The organism is candidate division WOR-3 bacterium (assembly GCA_026418155.1).
In the GTDB taxonomy this organism is placed as follows: domain Bacteria; phylum Hydrothermota; class Tepidihabitantia; order Tepidihabitantales; family CAIPLT01; genus JAOABV01.
This window is the reverse complement of the sequence record JAOABV010000022.1, coordinates 1-24998: the sequence shown is the minus strand read 5'-3', so window position 1 is coordinate 24998 and position 24998 is coordinate 1. Positions and strand designations below refer to the sequence as shown.

The 24998-nt window shown below is 34.6% G+C and carries 19 protein-coding genes and 1 tRNA gene; 11 read left to right on the top strand and 9 right to left on the bottom strand.

From position 1 onward, the window contains the following. Positions 1-1262, top strand: a 1262-nt coding sequence (locus N2201_04115; protein MCX7785397.1) for a T9SS type A sorting domain-containing protein, incomplete at its 5' end; no start/stop codon positions are given. A 382-nt stretch (positions 1263-1644) separates the two neighbouring features. Here N2201_04115 and ahcY read toward each other — a convergent pair. The 5 genes from ahcY to N2201_04090 form a co-directional block, all read right to left on the bottom strand. Then, a complete protein-coding gene (ahcY, locus tag N2201_04110) occupies positions 1645-2901 on the bottom strand; it encodes an adenosylhomocysteinase (GenBank protein MCX7785396.1) in 1257 nt (418 codons plus the stop codon). Between the two features lie 15 nt (positions 2902-2916). Then, positions 2917-4092 carry a methionine adenosyltransferase gene (gene metK / locus N2201_04105; GenBank protein MCX7785395.1) on the bottom strand — a complete coding sequence of 392 codons (1176 nt, stop codon included), beginning with the start codon at positions 4090-4092 and terminating at the stop codon, positions 2917-2919. Between the two features lie 395 nt (positions 4093-4487). Continuing rightward, positions 4488-5372 carry a glycine--tRNA ligase subunit alpha gene (locus tag N2201_04100; GenBank protein MCX7785394.1) on the bottom strand — a complete coding sequence of 295 codons (885 nt, stop codon included), beginning with the start codon at positions 5370-5372 and terminating at the stop codon, positions 4488-4490. 99 nt (positions 5373-5471) lie between these two features. Continuing rightward, positions 5472-6017, bottom strand: coding sequence for an HDIG domain-containing protein (locus N2201_04095; protein MCX7785393.1), 546 nt, complete (start codon positions 6015-6017; stop codon positions 5472-5474). Between the two features lie 5 nt (positions 6018-6022). Next, positions 6023-6208 (bottom strand): hypothetical protein, encoded by a 186-nt coding sequence (locus N2201_04090; GenBank protein MCX7785392.1) that lies wholly within the window; start codon positions 6206-6208, stop codon positions 6023-6025. Between the two features lie 229 nt (positions 6209-6437). On the opposite strand from N2201_04090, the gene N2201_04085 reads away from it, so the two are divergent. From N2201_04085 to ade, 9 genes are all read left to right on the top strand, one after another. Continuing rightward, entirely contained in the window at positions 6438-7622 is a 1185-nt protein-coding gene (locus tag N2201_04085) for a pyridoxal phosphate-dependent aminotransferase family protein (protein ID MCX7785391.1), read from the top strand. Positions 7623-7701: 79 nt separating this feature from the next. Next, on the top strand, positions 7702-8826 hold the full coding sequence (locus tag N2201_04080) for a hypothetical protein (protein ID MCX7785390.1): 1125 nt from the start codon (positions 7702-7704) through the stop codon (positions 8824-8826). 104 nt (positions 8827-8930) lie between these two features. Next, complete coding sequence (locus N2201_04075) at positions 8931-10055, top strand: hypothetical protein (GenBank protein ID MCX7785389.1); 1125 nt, start codon at positions 8931-8933, stop codon at positions 10053-10055. Between the two features lie 114 nt (positions 10056-10169). Continuing rightward, positions 10170-10346, top strand: coding sequence for a hypothetical protein (locus N2201_04070; protein MCX7785388.1), 177 nt, complete (start codon positions 10170-10172; stop codon positions 10344-10346). A gap of 145 nt (positions 10347-10491) precedes the next feature. After that, positions 10492-10842, top strand: a complete 351-nt coding sequence (locus N2201_04065; GenBank protein MCX7785387.1) for a hypothetical protein — start codon at positions 10492-10494, stop codon at positions 10840-10842. 160 nt (positions 10843-11002) lie between these two features. Beyond that, positions 11003-11647, top strand: a complete 645-nt coding sequence (locus N2201_04060) for a protein-L-isoaspartate(D-aspartate) O-methyltransferase (protein MCX7785386.1) — start codon at positions 11003-11005, stop codon at positions 11645-11647. Between the two features lie 5 nt (positions 11648-11652). Beyond that, positions 11653-11727, top strand: a tRNA-Pro gene (locus tag N2201_04055). An 81-nt stretch (positions 11728-11808) separates the two neighbouring features. Continuing rightward, positions 11809-12357, top strand: a complete 549-nt coding sequence (hpt, locus tag N2201_04050; GenBank protein MCX7785385.1) for a hypoxanthine phosphoribosyltransferase — start codon at positions 11809-11811, stop codon at positions 12355-12357. After that, positions 12338-14098, top strand: coding sequence for an adenine deaminase (gene ade / locus N2201_04045; protein MCX7785384.1), 1761 nt, complete (start codon positions 12338-12340; stop codon positions 14096-14098). Before hpt ends, ade begins: the two co-directional genes overlap by 20 nt. Positions 14099-14855: 757 nt before the next feature. Here the strand turns inward: ade and N2201_04040 are convergent. The 4 genes from N2201_04040 to N2201_04025 form a co-directional block, all read right to left on the bottom strand. Continuing rightward, positions 14856-15758, bottom strand: a complete 903-nt coding sequence (locus N2201_04040) for a hypothetical protein (GenBank protein ID MCX7785383.1) — start codon at positions 15756-15758, stop codon at positions 14856-14858. A gap of 396 nt (positions 15759-16154) precedes the next feature. Further along, positions 16155-17525, bottom strand: coding sequence for a membrane protein insertion efficiency factor YidD (yidD, locus tag N2201_04035; protein ID MCX7785382.1), 1371 nt, complete (start codon positions 17523-17525; stop codon positions 16155-16157). 93 nt (positions 17526-17618) lie between these two features. Then, a complete protein-coding gene (locus tag N2201_04030) occupies positions 17619-19106 on the bottom strand; it encodes an Rne/Rng family ribonuclease (protein MCX7785381.1) in 1488 nt (495 codons plus the stop codon). Positions 19107-19341: 235 nt separating this feature from the next. Beyond that, the gene (locus tag N2201_04025) at positions 19342-21909 is read right to left on the bottom strand and encodes a TIGR03960 family B12-binding radical SAM protein (protein MCX7785380.1); all 2568 of its coding nucleotides are present in this window, start codon (positions 21907-21909) and stop codon (positions 19342-19344) included. Between the two features lie 410 nt (positions 21910-22319). On the opposite strand from N2201_04025, the gene N2201_04020 reads away from it, so the two are divergent. Continuing rightward, positions 22320-24998: C25 family cysteine peptidase (locus tag N2201_04020; protein MCX7785379.1), on the top strand; the 2679-nt coding region annotated here is incomplete at its 3' end.

The following is a 24998-nucleotide window of genomic DNA, read 5'->3' as shown; positions in this document are numbered from 1 at the left end:
AGATGTGTATAAGAGACAGAGCGAATTATGGCACGACCAACCCAGCAATTGGAACCCATTGGTATGATGCTGGAACCGTGCTTACGATTTCAGCGTCCGCACCTGGTTATACTTGGATTGGTTGGACGGGCACAGGCACAGGTTCTTATACGGGAACAGATAATCCAGCACAAGTGACAATGAATGGTCCGATTACAGAATATGCGGAGTGGACCGAGGCTACTTTATATTATTTAACACTTATAACTAATCCGCTTAATTTAACTACTCCGGTTTGGGAAGGATACTATATGGAAGGCGATACAGCACCAATTAAGACTACGAATCCAGTAGATAGTTCACCTTACTTCTGGTTCTTTGCAGGTTGGACAACTGATGATATGAGTGAGATTATTAACCCATGGGCAGAATCAACAGGTGTGATAATGGATATGAGCAAGACCGTAACTGCTAACTATCAGAAGATGATAAAGCGTAATTGTGCAAGAACAATCGGCTTCTGGGGCAATAAAAATGGACAAGCGCTTCTTACACTTAATGATGCAAAATATCTTGTCACTTTACCACCTTATGCCACCTGGACGGCCTATCCCAAACAGCCCCGTGGTTCAACGCCGTTTGATACAGTTAACTTAACGAATTTCAAAAATCAAGTTAATGGTTATTTGAGAAATGCGAATGCCAGTAATCCTGGATATATGCTTGCAGCACAATTATTAGCAACTCTCTTAAGCGAAAAATACTTCTGCCTGGATTTAACCGATGTTGTCTGGGTCGACAATGGCAATATGGTTTATCAACCTGGAGAAGGCTGGCTAATCGGTGATATTATCAATAATGCGATTAACGCCTGGGTTACTCAAACTAATCAACATTTCTATAGCAACTTACTGGATGCGATTAACAATAATCGTCTCTGGTTCGTTATTCCGAATACGACACCAAAAGTATCGACACCAGTTCAAACAACAATTGCAACAATGTCCGAAAACAAGACCACGATAACTCCAGCATCGATTAGTGTTGCTCCTAATCCATTTGCCAATCGGACAACAGTTCGTTATGCGGTGCCAATTTCCGGTAAAGTTAGCATAAAACTCTATGACATTAACGGCAGAGCAGTCTTAACTCTAAAAGATGGTTATGAGAATGCTGGAATCTACACAGCCGAACTTTCCACCAAATCCCTATCAAAAGGCATCTACTTCTTAAGATATGAGAATGCTACTAATCGTCTCCAAACAAAGGTTGTAGTCCAATAAACTAAAATTTATCTGGCAGAAACATTCTGCTGGATAACCAAACTAAGGGGTGGTCAAATTGACCACCCCTTTTAATTTAATTTTCAAAAGATAATTTCAAGCGGTGTGCTTAGTCTAATCCGCTATCCTACCGGCTACCCCCTAGGCTGCCCACCGGTATGCCCCCTGGCTTGCCTGGGGGCATACCTATCGGACAGTACTCAATATAGTTTAACCAATTGTGAATTAGACGGTTAACTCAATTAGGGTTCTGATAACTAAATAGACTATGGGTGAAATTATGGATAGGGTTTCCCATTGGACTACCAAGTGGGTCAATCATTGCGTCTAAAAATTATTTTTAATTAGTAAATTCTATTTTACTTATCTTTGTTTTTTTACTTTAAGTTCCGAACTGCCAGGATGAGATATATTTTTTCTGTTTAGAAGTTAATTTATCTATTGCAATATTCATTGATTTTAATTTGAGATAGGCAATTTCTTGGTCAAGTTCTTCTGGAAGTTTATATACTCTATTTTCTAAAGTAAATCCTTTTTTGACAAGGTATTCTACAGATAATGCCTGATTGGCAAATGACATATCCATTACCATTGCCGGATGTCCTTCAGCCGATGCTAAGTTGACTAACCTACCTTCGGCTAAAAGATAAATCTTTTTGTGGTTTTTAAGTTCATATTCTTCACAAAAAGGCCGAATTAATTTTTTTCTCACAGTTACTTGAGCAAGGTCTTTTTTATTTATTTCAACATCAAAATGGCCTGAGTTGCAGATGATTGCTCCGTCTTTCATTGTTAAAAAATGTTTTTTGTTTATGACATCTTCGCAACCGGTGACCGTGACAAATACATCGCCCAAAGAGCAGGCATCAATCAATCTCATTACTAAAAACCCATCCATTTTGGCTTCCAGTGCCTTAATGGGATTAACTTCACAGACGATAACATTGGCTCCCAGACCTTGGGCTTTACTAGCAACGCCTTTACCACACCAACCATAACCACAGACAACTACAGTTGAACCAGCAAAAAGAAAATTAGTTGCTCTTAAAATGCCGTCTAATGTCGATTGACCCGTGCCATATCGGTTATCGAATAAGAATTTAGTTTGAGAGTCATTAACAGCAATGATGGGATATTTTAAGGCGTTATCTCTTTCCATACTCTTTAATCTGATAACTCCAGTGGTTGTCTCTTCAGTGCCACCAAGAACATTTTTAAGATATTCTTTTTTCTTGGTATGTAAGGTTGAAACTAAATCGGCTCCGTCGTCAATGGTGATATCAGGTTTATGGTCTAATGCTTGCTCAATGTGTTGATAGTATAATTTTCGGTTTTCGCCTTTGATTGCAAATACCGGAATTTGATAATCTTTAACAATACTGGCAGAGACTTCATCTTGGGTGGACAGGGGATTAGAAGCACATAATCGAACTTGAGCTCCGCCGGCTTTGAGCGTAATTGCTAAATTTGCCGTTTCTGAAGTGATATGAAGACAACCAGAGACTTTGATACCTTTCAGTGGTTTTTCTTTTTCAAAGCGATTTCGGATTAAGTTTAAAACGGGCATAAATCGATTTGCCCATTCAATGCGTAATTTACCTTGGGGTGCTAATTTAATATCTTTTATATCAAAATCCATAAACTCCTCGCTACATCATAATTTTTTATACGATGCCTTTTTGATAATGTTAACACTATCCAGTTTTTCCCAAGTGAAGTTTTCTTCTTCTCTACCAAAATGGCCATAGCAAGCTGTGGGAAGATATATCGGACGGCGTAAGTTAAGTTTTTTTATCATACCTATTGGTGTGAAATCAAAAATCTCTTGGATAATTTTCAACAGTTCTTGGTCAGGAATTTTACCTGTGCCAAAGGTATTGACCCCAATATGAATTGGGTCAGGTCTGCCAATAACATAGGCAAGACTTAATTCCATCTTATCGCAGACACCAGCCGCAACACAATTTTTTGCAACATACCGTGCAAAATAAGAAGCCGTGCGGTCAACTTTAGTTGGGTCTTTGCCCGAAAAAGCGCCACCACCATGTCGCGCCATTCCTCCATAAGTATCAACAATCACCTTTCGACCGGTCATACCTGTGTCTGATTGCGGACCGCCAATAACAAATTTACCGGTCTCATTGACATAATATTTCGTGTTATTATCTAAAAGGGTTTTAGGAATTACAGACTTTATAATTGTTTCGATAATTTCTTCTCGGGCTTTTTGGGTAATTTTTTTACCGGTTCGGTCTAAAATATCTTCAGTATGCTGTGCCGCAATTACAACACTGGTAACTCTTTTCGGTTTACCATCTTCATATTCAACAGTAACTTGGGACTTACCATCAGGACCAAGGTAATCTAATATCTTGTTCTTGCGCACATAAGCCAGTCTTTGACATAATTTGTGCGCCAGCATAATTGGTAAAGGCATTAATTCTTTTGTTTCACGACAGGCGTAACCAATCATTAAACCTTGGTCACCAGCACCGCCAACATCAACACCTTGCGCAATATCCGGGGACTGTCTTCCAATGATATTGATAATCGCACAATTTTCCGCACTTAATCCATACTTAGTGCTTGTATAACCAATATCATATAATAACTTTCGAACTAAGATGGGTAAATCAACATATGCGGTTGTGGTTATCTCTCCGCCCACAATCACTAATCCGACTGAAACAAATACTTCACAAGCAACTCGACCATTTTGGTCTTGTCTTAAAACATCATCTAAAACTGCATCAGAAATCTGGTCACAGATTTTATCTGGATGACCTTCAGTAACTGACTCTGAAGTATAATAATATAGTGTGTTTTTCATAGTTGAATAAGATAATGAAATAATGTTATAGTGTCAAGTTGTAAGATATAAGACCTCTGAAAAAAAACTTGTGACACCTCGCGACATGCGTCTGTATTGGAGAAGATTCAAAAAATTACAAGAAGTATTCAATAATTTCGATACTTCCGATAATAAAATTGACTTTGGTAGAACTTTGGTTGTAAAGCCTCTGAATAAATCAATTTTTAGTCAACTACACAGGAATCATAGAATATTGTCAATCTTTCGTAAGTTCAGCGACACTTTTTCAGAATTTTCTAATATAATTGGTGAGTAGCACTGAATATAAGATGTGTCTTAGAATGAAGATTAAGTGATTTTAATATCTTTATATGAACAATAAGTTGTGCAGGGTTTCCTAATATTCAGCGCAGTTATTGTTGTTGAGTATTTTCAATAGTTTTGATATAAGTTAAAGCAGACTTTCGGGCTAATTTCCTCACTCGAGCAATATAATTGGTTCGTTCTGATACTGATATTGCGCCTCTTGCTTCTAAAATATTGAAAATATGTGAGCATTTAATAACACAATCGTAGCCGGGATAAACTAATCCTTGTTCTAAGAGTCTATCGGCTTCTTCTTCATATTTTTCAAAAAGCGATAAATGAAATTTAACATCAGCCAATTCAAAATTATATTTAGAAAATTCAATTTCATTTTGTCGATAAATATCACCCCAGGTGTAATCTTGGTTCCACTGAATATCGAAAATCGAATTTCGCTTTTGAATAAACATTGCAATTCTTTCTAAGCCATAAGTTAACTCAACAGGTATCATCTCTAAATCTAAACCACCCATTTGTTGAAAATAGGTAAATTGAGTTATTTCAATACCATTGAGTTCTACTTGCCATCCCAGTCCCCAAGCACCAAGGGTCGGAGATTCCCAATCGTCTTCAATAAATCTAATATCGTTATCCTTAAGCGAAATACCAAGACGAGAAATGCTTTTTAAATAAATATCTTGAATATTCTCGGGAACTGGTTTGAGAATTACTTGGAGTTGCCAGAATTGTTGAACCCTTAGAGGGTTTTGCGCGTATCGACCATCGCGCGGTCTTTTCGATGGTTCAATATAACAGACGCGCCAAGGCTTTTTATCCAGAACTCTCAAAAAAGTAGCAGGATTAAAAGTTCCAGCGCCGACTTCTGAATTATATGGCGTAAAAATGAGACAACCTTGTTCAGCCCAATATTTCTGTAAATCAAAAATTATATCTTGAAAAGTTTTTACAGATGATTTTTTCTGTTTGGACATATTTATTTAAAAACCTAATTCACTGGCAATTTCTGTCATTGCTTTTAAGCAGATATCAATAAAATTATTTTGGAGATTTTTCTGCTTATACATATTTACTTATAAACCTAATTCACTGGCAATTTCTGTCATCGCTTTTAAACAGACATCAATAAAATTATCTAAGGATAGCCCTAATTCGGAACAACTGGCAATTTGTTCTCGATTCGCACCACGCGCAAAACTTTTCTCTTTATAGCGTCTTAAGATAAACTCTTTATCAAGTTTAGCCAGTTTCTTTTCTGGATGCATCAGTGCAGATGCAACTATTAAACCAGTGACTGGGTCTACAGCATAGAGTGCTTTTGCCATCTTGGAATGTAAACCAGCTTTACCACAATGCGCCTTTATTGCTTCAATCTGTTCTTCGCTAAGTCCTTTATCTTGTAAAATCTTAGCTGTGATTAGACTGTGTTGTTCTGGATTGTTTACTGTTGCATCATAATCTAAATCGTGAAGTAATCCAACTAAACCCCATTCTTCTTCGTTTTCACAAAGATGTCGCGCAAGATATTTCATACATACTTCAGTTGCTAACATATGCTTGATAAGATTTTTGTTTGTGACCATTGAAACTACTAATTGATATGCTTCTGCTCGTTGCATCAAAATTAATCTTCGTTAGTAATCAGGTTAGTAATTTCTTTCTTAAATATTTGTTTCTCTTTTTTTCGGGAATAGATAGTTTTATCTTTATGGATTTTAGTTACTCGCAAAAAACCTTTTGGTCGGCGAGCGACGGATTTTAGAATATTAATTTTTGCAACTCGAAATTGTTGATTTTTCTTTTGCGCCATATTGGTATTATAGAAAATTTATTTAGATTGTCAATTAAAGATTTTAGGGTAGTGGATAATATTTTGTGTAAATTAGACTTGATATGTTAAATCGGAAAAAGTGCTTCTGAACTATCATAAGATTTAGAATATACTGTGATTTCTGATTATCATAAGCAAAAATTGATTTGTTCAGTGGTCTCTTCATTTTATCCTTGACAGACGAGAATATTAAAGTAAAATTGAACCAATGGATTTATTTGATAAGTGTCTCAAATACTATCCGATTGTGGAGCGTGCAAAGCGTACTGGATTTTATCCTTATTTTCGGGCATTAGATTCTGAACCTGACCGCCGGGTTGTTATCAAAGGTAAAGAATTAATAATGCTGGGCTCGAATAATTATCTTGGCTTGACCACACATCCCCAATTAAAAGAAGCCGCAATTAAAGCCATTGAAAAATATGGCACAGGTTGCACTGGTTCTCGTTTTCTTAATGGCACATTAGATTTACACGAGGAATTAGAGCACAAATTAGCCGAGTTTTTTCATAAAGAAGATTGTATTGTCTTTTCTACTGGGTTTCAAACAAATTTAGGAGTTATCTCTTCTTTAGTTCGTAAGGGTGATGTTGCAATTGTTGATAAACTTGACCATGCTTCTATTGTGGATGGTTGTCAATTATCATATGGCCGTTCGGTCCGTTTTCTTCATAATGATATGAAAGATTTAGAACGAGTACTCAGTAGTTTGGATAAAGATTGTGGAAAGTTGATAATCGTAGATGGTATATTCAGTATGGAAGGCGATATTATTGATTTACCTAATGTCGTAAGGCTTGCGAAAAAATATAAAGCCCGAGTTATGGTTGATGATGCCCACTCAGTTGGAGTTTTAGGCAAACGAGGAGCAGGCACCGCTGAGCATTTTGGTTTAGAAGACTCGGTCGACTTAATAATGGGAACTTTCTCAAAATCATTTGCTACAATTGGTGGTTTTATTGTCGGTGATAAAAAAGTCATAACTTATATTAGACATCAAGCCCGCTCACTAATTTTCTCCGCGAGTATTCCACCACCAGCAGTTGCAACTGTTCTCGCTGCCTTAGAAATAATCAAAAATGAACCTGAACGACGTAAACGGCTCTGGCACAATACTAATAAGATGTTGAATGGCTTTAAGAAATTAGGATATAATACCGGCACAAGTTGCACTCCAGTTATTCCCTTAATTATTGGAGATGATACGAAAGCAATTAATTTTTGGCATGATTTATATGAAGGCGGTATTTTTGCTAATCCGGTGATTCCACCGGCAGTGCCACCAGGAAGAAGTCTAATCCGCACAAGTTATATGGCGACCCATACTGACGAGGACCTTGATGAAGCATTATCAATCTTTGAAAAAGTGGGTAAAAAAGCAGGAATCATCTAATAACTATTCATCCCAGAGTGACTATTCGACCGATAAGAATTTAAAATAAATAAAAATAAAATATTAGAGGGAGTTTCTAATGACTAATACTGATTTAGTCGTAGCACCGGTAAGAACGAAAAAAGATTGGGAAGATTTTATCCTTCTGCCTTGGAGAATATATAAAGATGATAGAAATTGGGTTCCGTATCGAGCCAGAACAACTAAATGGAGTTTAGACACAAAGAAAAATCCGATTTATTGTCATTCGGAACGAGAGATATTTTTAGCCCGTCGGAAGAATGAACCAGTAGGCAGAATTGTTGGCATTATAGATTACAATTATATAAATCATCATAATACCAATATCGGTTTAGTTGGTATGTTTGAAACGATACCTGACTATGAAGTAGCCAAAGCCCTTTTGGATAAAGTTGCTGAATATTTCCAATCTAAACTCTTAAATGAAATGTGTGGTCCAGCCATGCCGGTGATGATTGACCAAATAGGATTGCTTATTGATAATTTTGATTCTCGTCCTACCTACCGAACATCATATAATCCTAAATATTATGTTGAGTATTTTGAGCAATATGGATTTAAGAAATCAAAAGACTATTATGCTTTTTTAATTGATTTAACCACTGATTTACCTGTTGAGTTTACCAAAACTTGTGAAAACCTTAAGAAGTCGTCTAATTTGACCATTCGTAATTTTGATTTACGGAAATTATCAAAAGATTTAGATAAAAAGCGTGAGATTTATAATGATTCATGGAAAATGGGTTGCGAATTTGCTCCGGTATTTAAGGAAGTTATGTATGGAATTGTAAAGAAAATCAGATTATTTCTCGACCCAGCATTAAACATTTTCATTGAAAACCCTAAAGAACCAATTGCAACAGCAGCAGCAATTCCTGATGTTAACCAAATTCTTAAATCATTTGGTAAAGAGATATACCCTTGGCAAATATTCAAATTTAAACGATTAATGAAAAAGATTGATACAATTCGTTTGGCAATAATGGCAATTAATTGGGACTACATAAATCAAGGGATGGAAAAACTACTGCTTTTTCAGATGTTGTCTCATGCCAAAATGAAGGGATACAAGTATTGTGAAGTATCGTATGTCCAAGAAGACCATACTGATTTTATAAATTTGTTACTATCAATAAATGCCCAAAAATATAAGACTTTTCGTTTTTACTGTAAGCCGATATAAATACAATTGCACATAATAGATAAAACATTTCATTGAGGCAATGAAGATATTAAGATATGATTTTGGCTTTCTTATAACTATAGTATCTTTTTGACGAAATATATATGGCGGATCAGGCTTTACGAATCAAGAAGGTTGAAACCAGTCGAGATTTGAATGAATTTGTGATGTTACCCTGGAAAATCTATCAGAATGACCCTAACTGGGTACCACCACTTATTGCTGATGTTAAAGAAACTTTGGATAAGAGGCGTAATCCTTTCTTTTGCCACGCTGATTGCGAATTGTATATTGCTCAATCTAATGGTAAAACTGTTGGTCGAGTTGCGGCAATTATTGATTATAATTACTGCAAATATCATAATAAAAATGTCGGATTTTTCGGATTTTTTGAATGTGTAAACGATAATTCAGTAGTTGAGGCATTGTTTTATCAAGTAATTAAATATCACCAAGATAAAATGATGTCAGAAATTTATGGACCGACAAATCCTTCGCTCAACGATGAAGCCGGATTTTTAATTTCGGGTTTTGAATCTCCACCAATGATTAAAATGTCATACAATCCCCAATACTATTTAGATTTAATTGAAAAATTTGGGTTTCGTAAGATAAAAGATTTATATGCTTATTTAATTGATGTTGATAAAGACCCTCCAGAAAAATTAGTTCGGGTTGTGGAATCAATTAAAAATCGCAAGGATATAAAAGTTAGACCGGTAAATTTAAAAAACTTAAAAGAGGATTTAGTAAAAATTAAAGAAATCTATAACAATGCCTGGAGTAATAATTGGGATTTTGCGCCAATGACCGAACAAGAGATTGACTATTTGGCTAAAAAACTAAAATCAATTGTCGTGCCAGAAATCGTTCCCATTGTAGAAATTAACAATGAACCAGCAGGAATGAGTATCGGCTTACCAGATTACAATCAAGTATTAAAAAGACTTAATGGACGATTATTTCCATTTGGTATCTTTAAATTTCTAAAATATCGTAATAAAATTACATCAGCCAGGTTATGGGCATTGGGAGTCAAAGATAAATTCCGTAATATTGGTATTGATGCTTTACTCTATTACGAAACATTCTTAGGCGCACGAAAAAAAGGTTATAAATGGGGAGAGGTATCCTGGATTCTGGAAGATAACTTAAACATCATACGACCAATTTTATTATGGGACGCTAAACTTTATAAAACCTATCGGGTTTATCAATTAACACTTTAAGAAAACTTTATAATTAAATGTCGCGATTTATTTTTGAATATACCAAAAAAACGGAAATAATATTCCAATGACAGTTAGATATAATTTTTAATCTTAGACAGGAGTTGTAATAAAATGTATAGAATAATTATTATTTCTGGTGTTTTAACTTATGTTCTATTGTTATTAGCAATTCTGACAGGACGGCGCTTTATACGACTCGGTTTACAGTGGCATATAAGAATCGCAATTGCAGCAATAATCCTTGCTTCAATTCATGCAATATTTGTAATTTATCTGAGTTATATTTAGATTGAATCGTGACAAGAAACTCCGTTAAAATACTCGCCGAATCCGAATATGTGAAAGAAAAGACAAAAATTTGTGATTTAATCTTATTAATTTAATTAATAATAAATAGAATTATGTTTAGCAAATATTTTATTGGGGAGGTAGTATGAAATCACCGGTTATATTTCTAATTATAATACTTTTTGCGATATCAGGTGTTGTTGCCCATCCGGCTGACAGTATAAAGATGACCTGGGATTCGACTGGCACAATTCTAAACATACAAGTCTACCATTCTGTCAAAAATCCGAATAATCATTTTATTAGTTCGCTCATGGTTGACATTAACGGTAAAGAGGTTATCAAACAGAACTTTTTCCGACAAGTTGACAAAATAGCACAATTTGCCCTTTATAAAATAATTGATGTTAAAGAGCAAGACAAAATCAATGTTACAACTCAATGTAATATTGCTGGCAAGAAAAAAGCGACTATTATCTATACTCGCAACAAATAGAAAATAATCTTCTAATTCAGAAAAATCTTTAAAAATATTTAATTTTTAGAGTGGACATAAAAATAAGGTATATTAAAGTTAAGTAATAAAAGTTATTTAAACTCCCTTCTTGACAGTGCTTTATAATTGGATATGCTTTTTCTGACGCAAGTTTATTAATATGGAAGTTAATAATGATTATGCAATTTTACGAAACAAGATGGTGCAAGAACAACTTATTAGTCGCAGAATTAAAAATCCGAAAGTATTGGATGCATTTCGTAAAGTGCCACGGCATCTTTTTGTGCCTTCGAGCTTAGTTCATCAAGCATATGGTGACTATCCATTGCCCATCGGTTTTAACCAAACCATCTCACAACCTTATATAGTTGCGGCTATGACTGAGTATTTGGATATTTACGAATCACATCGGGTTTTAGAAATTGGCACCGGCTCAGGTTATCAGACTGCAATCTTGGCATTGCTTGCGAAAACGGTTTATTCTGTTGAACGAATTGCTGAACTTTCATTGAATGCGCGCAAAATATTACAGCGATTAGGTTATACAAACATTCGATATAAAATTGGCGATGGCACATTAGGTTGGAAAGAATTTGCCCCATTTGACCGAATAATTGTAACCGCAGCCTCTGAATTTATACCTGGCCAACTTCAAGAACAACTTGCGGAAAATGGCAGAATTGTCATTCCGCTGGGAAAAGGTTATACCCAAACCTTGGTACTTGGCGTCAAACACAACGGCCGTGTAAAACAAAGAAGAATCTTTGAATGTGCCTTTGTGCCATTGGTGCCAGACAATGCTTAAAAATCCGGGGCGTAGCGCAGTTGGTTTAGCGCGCTTGGTTCGGGACCAAGAGGTCGCTGGTTCAAATCCAGTCGCCCCGATTTTATCTTCATTAATCAGTGTTTAATCTTTTAAGTGTCTGTCCTTAATCTTATAGAGATTAAATGCAAATGCAATTCTAAATGGTAAGAATAATTCCTTTAATTTCTGAAACCAGACTAAACCAAAAAGTCGAAAAAATAGCCAGACAAATTTCTAAGGACTATAAAAACACGACTCCGCTTTTAGTTGGTGTGCTAAAAGGTGCTTGGGTCTTTATGGCAGATTTAGTCCGAAATATTACTATACCTGTAAACTGTGATTTTCTACAAGTTTCAAGTTACGGTTATGCTACCGAAAGTTCTGGTGTTGTGAAAATCGTAACGGATCTGAAATGTGCCATTGAAAATCGCGATATAATATTAGTCGAAGATATTGTCGATACAGGTCTTACTCTAAAATATATTACGGATTATCTTGCCTTAAAAAAGCCGCGAAGCATTAAAATCTGCTCATTATTGGATAAACCAGCTCGGCATAAAATAAAAGTAAAAATTGATTATTTGGGATTCAAAGTTCCTAATAAATTTGTTGTCGGTTATGGTATTGATTATCAAGAATTGTACCGTAATCTGCCATATATTGCTTATGTAGAATTTGATAATAAAAAAAATGGTTCTGCCAAACATTAAGCCGAAAAAGATACTTCCAAAGATAATAAAGAGAAGAATTGATATTGCCTCTGGTCGTATTAAAGGATCATTGCTTTTAAGAAATGCTAGGGTCGTTAATGTATTTTCCGGGGAAGTTCTTGATACCAATATATTAATTGATAATAAGGTCATCTGCGGCATCGGTAATGATTATATAAAAGCAGACCATATCATTGATATTTCTGGTCTATACGCCTTACCAGGATTTATTGATGCGCATCTTCATATTGAGAGTTCGCTTTTGAGTTTGTCAGAATTTGCCCGGCTCTTACTTATTTCTGGTACGACAACAATTGTCGCCGATCCTCATGAGATAACAAACGTTTTAGGAACTAAAGGAATTGATTATATTTTGAATGCCAGTAAAGATTTTCCCTTGGATATCTTTTTGACGATGCCATCTTGTGTTCCATCAACCATTATGGAAACTGCTGGTGGTTTAATATCGGCGCAAGAGATAAATGTTTATTTGAAAAAAGAGAGAATTTTAGGTTTGGCCGAAATGATGAATTTCCCTGGAGTAGTTTATGCATTTCCTGATGTTATCGAAAAGATAGTGGTGGCTAAACAATTTGAAAAAATAATTGATGGTCATTGTCCTAAGTTAACTGGTAGACTACTTCAGGCGTATTTAAGTGCAGGTATAGTATCTGACCATGAATCTACTGATGTTAAAGAAGCCCAAGAGAAACTGCGGTCTGGGATGTATATTATGATTCGCGAAGGTTCAGCAGCAAAAAATCTTTCTTCGCTCTATCCATTAATTAATTTGCGCAATGCCCGACGTTTAATGCTGGTGAGCGATGATAAACATCCCGATGAATTATTATCTGAAGGGCACCTTAATGCAGTTTTGAGAAAAATAGTTAAGTTAGGAATAGACCCTATTACTGCAATTCAAATGGTGACACTAAATCCAGCCGAGTACTTTCGTTTGTATAATCGCGGTGCAATTGCTCCAGGGAAATTAGCCGATATTACCGTTGTTGATGACTTAAATGATTTTAATGTCAAAATGGTTGTAAAAAATGGTAAGATTATCGTTCAGAATATGCAACTAATGGTTAAAATTCCCGATTATCAAGACCGGCGCGTCTTCCATACAATGAAAGTGAGACCTTTTACAAAATCAGCACTTAAGGTTAAAGCACAAGATGGCAAAATAAAAGTAATAAAAATTATCCCTAATCAAATTATTACAGAAATGTGGTTAACCAATCCTAAGATTATAAAAAAGGAAGTTGTTCCGGATTTTGAACGAGATATTTTAAAATTAGTTGTCTGCGAACGCCATAAAAAAACAGGCAATATTGGAGTTGGGTTTGTTAGTGGCTTTGGACTCAAAAAAGGTGCATTGGCATCATCCGTTTCTCATGATTCACATAACATTATCGCAGTTGGCACAAATGATGATGATATTTATTATGCGATTAAATCTTTAATAAAACTTGGTGGAGGGTTTGTGGCAGTAGATAAAGAAAAGATTAAAGCTTCACTTCCCTTGCCCATTGCCGGATTAATGTCCAATGAACCAGCAGAAATAGTTAGTAATAAATTAAAGGAACTTATTAGAATAGGAAAATTATGGGGAGTTAAGATTGATAATCCTTTTATTACATTATCCTTTCTGGCTTTACCGGTTATTCCTGAATTAAAACTTACAGATAAAGGATTGATTGATGTGAATAGATTTAAGATAGTTCCACTCTGGGATAAATAAACAAACGTCACGATTGAGATTATACATATCCATCAAACAGGTTGTAGTAAAATTCATTGTTACTGATAACTTATACTCATATATAGATAAAAGGTAGTTGGTTTTTAGATTGTTATTTTAATTACCGAAAATAAAATAATAGAAATTTACTTTTTATCGATTTTTGGGGGATAATTGTTATATAGATAACTTTTTGATAGCAAAAATCTTGTGAAAATTTAAATTATTTTAGGGATTGTGTGGATTAGATTATATCTAGACATTGCTTGACTAATTATTAATAGAATTTGTATAAGTATGTAGATTACAGGGCAGTATTTCAGATAGGCGAAATATATTACATAATCAAAGAGGCAAGAAAGATTAATATGCACACCGAAAAAAATAAAAATTTGAATGTGTTGAGTTGTGTTATTAGTTTTGACTGGTTACATATAAAACAGACCGCAGACATCGTATCGTAAAGTCGAAGAAGTTGTATTTTTTAGTTTGTTTTACCAAAACAAAGTTTTAATTCAGAACTACTATCAACAGATTTTTATTCTTAGTTTAATAATACATAAATCTATTTATAAATAGTTTTATCCTAATTGAAATAGGTTGAAATAAAAAATTATCGGTTTACTATGTAAATTTTATTTTCGCTAAAGAAATAGATAAATTCGAATATTACCTATTGATTTAATCTTAAATTTAGCATATATGTTTGCTAAAATTAATTAAGGTCATTTGAAAATAAATCTGGTAAAGTTAATAATTAATATTTCGATATCTTATCTAACTCAAAGACTTTCTCTATTTCTCTTAATGCTTTTTGATATATTTTTGTATTAAATTCGATAGCAAAATCTCGGGCGTTATTTCGAGAACCATTGTAAAATCTTGTGAAAAAGATTGAGAAGATTAAACTGGCATCCAGATATTGTTTATGCTTAAAACTATAGATTGTTCCATAGATTGTGACCGAATTAACCAGAAATGATAAAATCCCCCATACGTATCGGCCACAATACATTTCACCACTACCCGGAACAAGAGTTGAGAGTAGTTGTGCTAAAGAGATATTTTTCTTTGGTAACCTTATGAGGTTATTAGTTTTATTTATTAGCCAACTATCTTGAGCGAGCATAAAATATTCTAAAGCAGTTTTGGGGTCTTGCTCTTGTAAGGCAATATAACCCAATGCACGATAAATTTCGGCTTTGTTTTGATTGTTATCTCTTATTAATAAATCATTCAGCTCCAACTTTGCCTTAAAGTGTTTTTTGGTATTAAGATACATCTGAACCAAATACCATTGGGCTTGTTGAGATATCCGACCTTCTTCTGAAGATAATTCTTGTAGTATTCGTTCAGTTTTTAATGTTTCCTGACAATAAAAATACGAAAGTGCTAATTTGTATTTTATTTCTTGCTTGTTAGATGCATCTGGGTTATAAAACAAGTAGCGTTCAAATTCAGTAATTGCATTGAAATAATCATTTTGATTATAAAGAGATTCGGCTAATGATAATGAAGGTGAGATAATATTAGATTCAATAGGTTTATATAGTGTTGTTGTATTAAAATTAACTTTTTGTAGATTGGAAGTATTATCTACTGATAATTGATTCAGGTTAGATTGCGAAGCACTTATAAGGACTAATAGAAGGGAAAACATTTTATTTAGAGTCGATAGAAATTATTCCGATAGTTAATAATTGATTTTGTATCACCAAGGTCGGTAAGTCCGCACAGAACTATATACTTGATTACAAGTTCTAATCAAAAAGATAATTTGGGTTTTGTCTTTGTTTTTTTAGTAATAACTCGAAAGTAATCAATTTTGGCTTTAAGTGAAGGTAGTTTCTTACGAGTAAAATAAGAGAAACATGATGTATTTCGAGAAATAAAAATATAATCGTCTTTTAACTCGTCAAGATTATCCATACACTATTTAAATATTAGTAACTCGTGCATTAAATTAGTATCAGTAAAGAGATGTCGGTGGCGAAAATAGTTGACAAGGGTCATACCAGCGATTACCAATCGCCAAAGATAAAAATACATTACTTTATTAATTTTTATTTGATTTATCCCTAATTAAATATTGGTAATTCTGAGTAAAATCAAAACTACTTATAACATTGTCAATCTGAGTTTGATAATTTCTAATTTGCAATTCATTATAATCTCGTGCTGAAATTAAGGCACCATAGACATTTCCTGCCCAAAAATACGCAGTCAGAAAGGTAAAGATGCTGAACTTTATTCGGGAATCATCGTTGCGATAATAATGATGGGCAATCAAACCAGAACCAATGACAGTTATAAACGAATACAAACCGTCGCCAAATCGTCCGCAATAAATTTGACCTAAACCCGGGATAACTGAAGACATTAAAATTGATACTGCTTGATTGCGATGTTTTATATTTGAACCGTTGTATTTTGCTAACTCAATAAATATAGTATTTGTAGTATCCTTGACTTTATTTTCTTCAAAAAATTGTGCTCCCGTCTTAAAATTTCGTTCTTTATAATATGAATAGCCTGCAAGAATTATTCTTTCTTTATCCAGTTGAGTATTTTCTAAGAGATGTAACCTAGCTCTTGTCTTTTTGTAATCACCTTGTTCAAAATATACTCGGGCTTGACCAAAATAAAAGTATGGATTTTCCTGTTGACTAAAATAAAACAAGGCACGGTTGTAGTCTTTTAGTTTTAGATATGATTCTGCTGTTTTTAATTGGATATATTGTTTAAGTTTTAAGTTGTCATCAGTCGGTGTTAAATAAAAAAGTATTCGTTTATATTCACCGATTGCCCGCAGATAATCTTGGTTGTCAAAAAGAAAATCGGCAAAATCTAAATCCTTTAGTAGTTTCGCAGTGATAGCATCAGAATGCGGTAAATTGTATGATATCTGAGGACGACGATGTGGATATAAATTTTCCCAATTAGACTTCGATATTTGATATTTGTAGTTTGATGTCTTAAAATAATGATTTTCGGGTGGGTCATAAATTCGGTCGTTATGAATTCCGTAATAATATCGGTCAAGATAACTCCAAGCAGAAGGATTGCACCTTAATAACCGGTCAACACCCATAATAGAACCAATTAAAAAACCATATTTATTGACACTGGCTTTAAAGAATTGTGAACAAGTAGGAGAAAAATTACAAATATGCTGTCCTTGTAAAGGTGAAATAATTTTTTTATAAAAAGATAAAGTCCAATTAGTGGTAATGGTTAATGAATTATAGGCTAAACCTACATTAGGCAAAACCATAAATGAAAAACCAAATAGTAAAAATACAATTATCAAATATAAAAATGAATAATATGATTTTTTGAGTATACGAAGTTTCACAACAGTAACATTTTTCGGAGGATAGTTTTCTTTGCTTTTAAGAGCATCGGTTAGAAAAATACATTTAATCATAAGGATTATAGTTTTATGTCATTTAGATTTACCATCTTAAAGTAGAAAATATGCGAAAGACTTTTTTATTTATTCTTAATTGCAAATGTTTCGTTAAGTCCCAATATAAATCTTAAAGTCAGTAATTGGTATTTGATTGTCGGGTTTAATTTCTAATGCCAGTTTATATTTTTTAGCGATTTCGGCTAATTGCTCTTCGCGTTCCGAAAGCAAAAATTCATAATTCGATGGAGCGACCATTATCTTAACCTTTTGGCCGATTAGTTGTTTGCTTTTTGCATACAAAGTCCGTTCAATTTTCATTGCAATTTCAGTTCGCGATAAGACTCTTCCTAATCCTTTACATACGGGACAGATTTCGCATAAGGTATGTAGAAGACTTGGTCGAATGCGTTCTCGAGTCATTTCTAAAATTCCAAAACGACTAACTTTAGCAAAATCTGCTTTAGCGCGGTCGTTTTCTAAACACATTTTTAGTTCGCGCACAACAATATCCATATTTTTCGGTTCTTTCATATCAATAAAATCGATAATAATCAAACCTGATAGGTCTCGCAAACGAATTTGACGAGCGATTTCTGATGCTGCTTCTAAGTTTGTTTGTAATATTAATCGTTCAGGGTCTTCTTCATGAGCAAACCTGCCTGTATTGACATCAATTGCAACTAATGCTTCAGTTTGGTCAATGGTAATAAAACCACCGCTTTTTAACCAAATCCGGCGTTCTAATGCACGATTTAATTGTGTTTCAATACCATAATGTTCAAAGATGGGAGCTTCTCCTCGGTATAATGAGACACGAGGAATTAGACTTGGTGCCATTATTTTTAATGCCTCGATAATTTCTTGATATTTTTCTTCTGAATCAACGATTAGTGATTCGACATCATGGGTAAATAAATCGCGAACAATTTGGGTAATAATATCAGACTCGTCATATAAAAGCGCCGGAGCTTTTTCTCTATTAGCGCGTGCTTCAATTTCTGCCCATTTGATTTCTAAGGCTCGGTATTCATTTCTTATTTCGTCATCAGTTGCATTCTCAGCTGAGGTGCGAATAATTAGACCGACATCGCGCTTTTTAATCTGCTTAGCCAGATTTCGTAGACGGGCTCGGGTTTTTCGGTCCCGGATACGACGGGAGACACCGATGCGCGATACCGAAGGGAAAAAAACTAAATTTCTACCGGCTAAAGATATGTACGAAGTAACTCGAACTCCTTTTTCGCCTAAGGGCTCCTTTGTCACCTGACAGAGAATTTCCTGTCCTGGACTTATTGATAATTCTTGACTTAGCGGTTTTTTGTCTTCCGGTTCGATTTCAAGTTTTGATTCATCGAATACTTCTAATTCAGGGATATCAGCCAAAGGTAAAAAACCGTTCTTTTTTAATCCTAAATTGACAAAAGCACCACGTAATCCTTTTACGACATTTTCTACAATTCCTTTATAAATTCTACCAACCAAAGCACTTTTCGTATCATGTTCAATAAAAAACTCGACTAATTGAGAATCTTCTAAGATTGCGATTCGAATCTCAGAATCACTACTGGCAAGGACAATCTCTTTTTTTACCTTCATATTTTTCCTTTATTTCTACAAATGCCGTATTATCTGGCATCATTGACATCTTTGATGATTGTATATGCTTAAACATTTTTACAAATGCCGTATTATCTGGTATCATTGACATCTTTGATGATTGAATATGCTTAAACATTTCTACAATTTATATCTAAAGAAAGGTAATTACATAAAGAAAGATAATTACATTTTGAAGCGAGACAAAGATATTTTCGCATTTCAAACATATTTGCTAAAAATTTTCGGTAATTTCCATAGGTGTAAATCTTTTTCCATTTTTGACCATATAAATTTCTTGACGGATAACATTTAATTGTCTAACTTTTGTTTCGTCCTGTAAAAAAAGCTCTTGGAGAATTGAATACAACTTAATCTTAGGACCGATGCTTATAAATAGTTGTAGGCTTTTAGGTGGACTTATTAAAATGTTTTCGATTCCATTGATAGTTGCTTTTCGATTCTCTAACATTTCAATATCAAAATCCCAGGGTATATCGGTTATCATATAATGAATGAGATTACAAGATTTGCCTAAAGATGGGGTTCGGCGACTAATGAGACGGGCATCAACGATTCTGATGTCCTTAGGAAAGAAGATACCTAAGTCACGAACAATATTTCCGCTATAATAACGTGTCATTTCGATATCGAAATATTCACTATGAGAAATAACTCCAACCGGCAGGGGTGGTCCAAATGAGACTAAAGGATGAGGAGAATATCCTTTGGAGAATGCAATTGGTAGTTCAGACCGGCGTAGTGCCCGGTATATAGCTCGAACGATATCAAGATGTCCAGCAAATCGAAACGATTCGCCGACTGTGTATTTAAATCGAACCTTGACATTCAAATTTAGTTCACCATTACGAGTTGGATATGACATGAAATCATTATGTTCTAATCGTGGCAATTGCCAGTTAGTAGTAACTGACTTTTGTTGGTTTTCAATAGTATCGCTATGACCCGTATCATTTTGTTTGAATGTTTTTTCTGGGTTAGAATATATATTGACCTGTATTGCGGTCTTTTTTTCTTTATTTAAATTTGATGAACATGATATTTTTGCCATATCACAATTTTTAATTCCGCACTGCTGGCATTCTATCCGGCAATCAGGTGTCTTTTCGTAGTTAAGTGCTTTGAGATATTCATTTTTTAAAAATGTTTTTTCAATACCGACATCAATAAAATCCCAAGGAAGAGGTTCAGCCAATTGCTTTGCCCTTAAATAATTGCTTACATCTATTTGATGCTGTTCGAAACTCTTTTGCCAGACCTCAACATTAAACTTTTCTGTCCAATCTTGGAAAACACCATTATTTTTATATACTTCAAGCACAACAGGATTCAGTTTTTCATCGCCTCTGGCTAATATGGCTTGAATATAAGAAACATCAACATTTTCCCATTTAGGGATGATGTTTCTTCGATGTTTTAGTTGCTGTCGCAAATACGCAATTTTTTCTTTGATAGATTTTGGCTTTTCAAATTCAGTCCATTGAAGAGGCGTATGGGGTTTAGGTATAAATTGATTAATACTTAGTTTAATCATAGAGTGTTTGGCAATCTTGGCTGCAGTATTGACTAACAGTGCAATCGCATCTAAATCAGTAAAGTCTTCGCCAGGTAAACCAATCATAAAATATAATTTAATACTTCTCCAGCCAGCAGATGACGCTAAAGCGATAGAGTGGAATATATTTTCTTGAGCAATGTCTTTATTAATCAAAGACTGTAGTCTCGCATTACAGGTTTCAGGGGCAAAAGTTAAGCCAGTTTTTTTAATTGCTAAAATGCTCTTCAGCAATTGTTCGTTTAGGTCTTCACCACGCATTGAAGGTAGTGAAATTGCGACTTTTCTCTTTACAGTCTGACGGCATAATTGGGTAACCAATTCTTCTAAGTCAGGATAATCTGAGGCGGAAAGAGAAAGTAATGAAACTTCTTCCCAACCTGTAGAACGCATACCTCTTTCAGCCAGTCTCAGAATTTCAGGAATCATTCGCCGGCGAACTGGACGATTAATAATACCGGCTTGACAGAATCGACATCCACGCGAACATCCACGGGCAATTTCAATGGTCAATCGGTCATGAACAATCTCACAAATCGGAACTATGGGCGGATAAGGAAAATCCTCTTCTTTTAACGAGGAAATTACCCGTCGTTTGATTATCTTGTTTCGATTATTTATTAACGGAACATAAATACCTTCAATTTGAGATAGCATTTTTAATAAATCGGCTCGATGCCTCCGATTCCAATTTTCATAAACATCGACTATTTCCAGAATAACTTCTTCACCATCGCCAATGACAAAACAGTCGAAGAAGTCTTGTATCGGTAATGGATTAACACAACAAGGACCACCCGCAATAATCAACGGGTCTTTTTCATTGCGGTCTTTTGCTAAAAGAGGAATGCCGGATAAATCTAAGATATACAAGACATTAGTATAGGATAATTCGCTTTGTAATGAGAAACCGAGAATATCAAATTTCTTTAACGGTCGTTTTGATTCTAAGGAATATAACGGCACATTATGCTCTTTTAGTTTTTCACCAAAGTCAAGCCAAGGTGCGTATGTTCGTTCAGCAATAACATTCTTTTGCCGATTAAGAATTGAATAGAGAATCTTCAATCCATAGTTAGACATCCCAATTTCATAGACTTCGGGCATAATTAAGCCAAAATATATTGGCTGATTTTCTGGATTTTTAATATAAAGATTATACTCACCACCAGTATAACGAATTGGTTTTGTCACTAAAGGCAGAATTTTCTTGAGCGTTACATCCATAATCATTCGCAATTTTAATCAAAATACAAAATTGAAAAAATACTAATTTTTATTACTATCATAACTGCTAACTCATTGTAATAATACATAATAAAAAGTCAATCTCTTTGTGTCCATTCAATAATATACTATCCCTTAACATATCCGAAAACACCAAGATTTCTTCATTTTTTTATATTTATTTTATATTTATATATGTTTGGTTTGGATTTTTATTGTTTTATATATTGATTGTATTTTTATGTTTCCCATCAAAATAATTGACAATAGTTTAATTTTGTAGTAAAATTATATTTGTTGATTGTATTTTTAAGTCATACCCATCTATATGGGCATATTATATCATTGAGATACCAAAGAAAAACTTGTTGTATCCCTAATGATAGTATATGTATAATATAGGAGGCACAATGTATTTATTAATTACTTGTGCAATGTTTTTTAGTAGTTTTGTTCCTACTGCCAAAGTCTTACAAGACGACAAGTTCTCAACGACTATTGTATTTAATCTTCCTGATTATAGTTTGGAACAAATTTGGCTTGATGGTAAAGTTTATAATCGAGTCAATTTACCCGGTGCCATTACTTATTTAGACAAAGGCTATCCAGAATTACCAAGATTGTATCGTAATATTATTATTGATGATTTCGGTGAATATGATTATCGGATTATTGATGCTGATTATGAAACATTTCACGTTAATCCCATTTTGCCATCTAAAGGTAACCTGACTCGTGATATTAATCCTGATTTAGTGCCTTATGAATTCAGTCCTTTTTATTCCGAAGACAAATGGTTTCCTGAGTATTCAATTAATATATCCGAGCCATTCATTATTAGAGATTATCGGGGATTAACAATTCACTTTAATCCCTTCCAATACAATCCACAACGAAATGAACTAAGAGTATGTCATAATATAACAATCGAGGTCTACAAAACTAAAAGTCAAGGTAAGAATCCCAAAATCCGAAACCAAAACTTAATTAAAATTGCGCGTGAGTTTCAAGAAATATATGAAAGTTTCTTTTTGAACTTCTCATCAACCCGTTATGATTCAGTCTTAGAACGCGCGGGCCGAATGGTGATTATTACGGCGAATCAATATTATAATAATATGTTGCCCTTTGCCCGATGGAAACGAATGAAAGGTATTCCAACAAAATTGGTGCGATATCCCCAAGAAACTGGTTCAGGCTATCAAGCAATAAAAACTTATCTTCAGAATGAATATAATGCTGGTGGTTTAGTATGGGTTTTAATTGTCGGCGATGCGGGTGATGTTCCACCAGCTCCAACTGTTGGTATTTCCGTAACGGATATTTCTGACCCAGTCTACACATATCTTGAAGGTAATGATTATTATCCGGATGCTTTTATCTCTCGCTTCTCGGCTAACTCTACAGCAGATGTGGACAATCAAGTCAATCGGACAATAACTTATGAACGAACATTAGTTACAGGTGGTAATTGGGAAAGAAAAGGAATGGGAGTTGCTTCAAATCAAACTGGCGGCACTCCTTATGCTGATTCTACTCGTTGTAATTGGTTAAGAGCAATGCTTTTAGGATATAATTACATTTCAGTTGACCGAATCTATGACCCATACGGAACGATTGCTATGGTTTCATCAGGAATTAACGAAGGCCGTTCGATTGTCAATTACATTGGTCATGGTAGTACAACTTCTTGGGGTTCGACTGGTTTTTCTAATAGTAATGTTTTTGCATTGACTAACACGAATAAATTACCCTATATTATTTCTGTAGCGTGCTATAATGGCGAGTTTGACAATGGCACTTGTTTTGGTGAAGCCTGGCTAAGAGCCGGAACACCGTCAGCACCAACTGGTGCAATTGCATTTTATGGAAGTAGTATCTCCCAAGCCTGGGTTCCACCGACTGTCGCACAATCTGCTGCTTGTTCTTTATTAGTTCAAGACCGCAATCATACAATAGGCGGTATTATGTTTAATGGTTCTTGTCATATGATTGCGGCATATTTACCAGCAATGGATGGTGTGAAAGAATTCCAGACTTGGCATATTTTCGGAGATGCTTCTGTGACAGTCCGCACTTTGCCACCGCAACCGATGGCAGTTAATCATCCTACTGTTTTTCTGCTTGGTTCCAATAATATCAATATTTCAGTTCCCGGTGTGCCCAATGCCTTAATTGGTATTTTCAAGGATACTTTGCTTTACGGTTCGGCTTATACTGATGCCTCAGGTAATGCGCAGATTACCTTTAGCCAGCCCGTGCTTGATGTCGGTTATCTTAATATCACGGTTTCCGCTTATAATAAAGCAACTTATTTTGATTCAATTCCAGTAATTGTGCCAAATGGTCCTTTTGTTGTTGCCGGTTCAACAGTTATGAACGATTCTAATGCTAATGGTCAAGCAAATCCCGGCGAACTCATTAATTATGGTGTTTGGGCAAAAAATATCGGTGTAGTATCTGCCTATAATGTTTACGGCAAATTGATTGTTAATGACTCTTTTGTTACGAGATTGGTTGATTCTGCTTGGTATGGCAATATTGCTATTAATGATTCTGTGTTCTCAAATCCAGTTTATCAATTCCGTATAAGCCGAAATTGTCCGAATAATTATCCAATCAACTTTACCATTATGTTCAAAGACAATAATGACAGCACTTTCCGTTCTTACAAGTCAATTAGAGTCTATGCACCAGTTATTAACTATCAGAGTGTTGCGGTTGTTGGTGGTAATAATAATGGCATATTTAATCGTGGCGAAACAGTTGATATTGTCGTTACACTCAAAAATGTTGGTGGTGCTAATGCGGAGAATGTTACTGCTACTTTACTCACTTCAGCACCGAATATTACCATTCTTGATAACCAAGGTAGTTTTGGCACAATTTTACCAAATAATTCTGCTAATAATGCGACTAATCCTTTTACTGTCTGCTCTGACACCTTAATTACGCCTGGCACAATGGTTCAATTCCGAGTTGCGGTTAATTATGGCTTTTATTCGGACACTTTCCAATTTTCATTACCGGTTGAGATTTATCTGGTCAATTTTGATAATAACAATGGTAATTTTACTCCTGTGCCGGCA

Bases quoted from the DNA above. Each gene is read 5' to 3' on its own strand.
- N2201_04075 (MCX7785389.1), top strand. From the start codon at position 8,931: ATGGCGGATCAGGCTTTACGAATCAAGAAGGTTGAAACCAGTCGAGAT.
- N2201_04080 (MCX7785390.1), top strand. From the start codon at position 7,702: ATGACTAATACTGATTTAGTCGTAGCACCGGTAAGAACGAAAAAAGAT.
- metK (MCX7785395.1), bottom strand. From the start codon at position 4,092: ATGAAAAACACACTATATTATTATACTTCAGAGTCAGTTACTGAAGGT.
- N2201_04060 (MCX7785386.1), top strand. From the start codon at position 11,003: ATGGAAGTTAATAATGATTATGCAATTTTACGAAACAAGATGGTGCAA.
- N2201_04030 (MCX7785381.1), bottom strand. From the start codon at position 19,106: ATGAAGGTAAAAAAAGAGATTGTCCTTGCCAGTAGTGATTCTGAGATT.
- N2201_04085 (MCX7785391.1), top strand. From the start codon at position 6,438: ATGGATTTATTTGATAAGTGTCTCAAATACTATCCGATTGTGGAGCGT.
- ahcY (MCX7785396.1), bottom strand. From the start codon at position 2,901: ATGGATTTTGATATAAAAGATATTAAATTAGCACCCCAAGGTAAATTA.
- N2201_04040 (MCX7785383.1), bottom strand. From the start codon at position 15,758: ATGTTTTCCCTTCTATTAGTCCTTATAAGTGCTTCGCAATCTAACCTG.
- N2201_04090 (MCX7785392.1), bottom strand. From the start codon at position 6,208: ATGGCGCAAAAGAAAAATCAACAATTTCGAGTTGCAAAAATTAATATT.
- yidD (MCX7785382.1), bottom strand. From the start codon at position 17,525: ATGATTAAATGTATTTTTCTAACCGATGCTCTTAAAAGCAAAGAAAAC.
- N2201_04095 (MCX7785393.1), bottom strand. From the start codon at position 6,017: ATGCAACGAGCAGAAGCATATCAATTAGTAGTTTCAATGGTCACAAAC.
- N2201_04025 (MCX7785380.1), bottom strand. From the start codon at position 21,909: ATGGATGTAACGCTCAAGAAAATTCTGCCTTTAGTGACAAAACCAATT.
- N2201_04065 (MCX7785387.1), top strand. From the start codon at position 10,492: ATGAAATCACCGGTTATATTTCTAATTATAATACTTTTTGCGATATCA.
- ade (MCX7785384.1), top strand. From the start codon at position 12,338: ATGGTTCTGCCAAACATTAAGCCGAAAAAGATACTTCCAAAGATAATA.
- hpt (MCX7785385.1), top strand. From the start codon at position 11,809: ATGGTAAGAATAATTCCTTTAATTTCTGAAACCAGACTAAACCAAAAA.
- N2201_04100 (MCX7785394.1), bottom strand. From the start codon at position 5,372: ATGTCCAAACAGAAAAAATCATCTGTAAAAACTTTTCAAGATATAATT.
- N2201_04070 (MCX7785388.1), top strand. From the start codon at position 10,170: ATGTATAGAATAATTATTATTTCTGGTGTTTTAACTTATGTTCTATTG.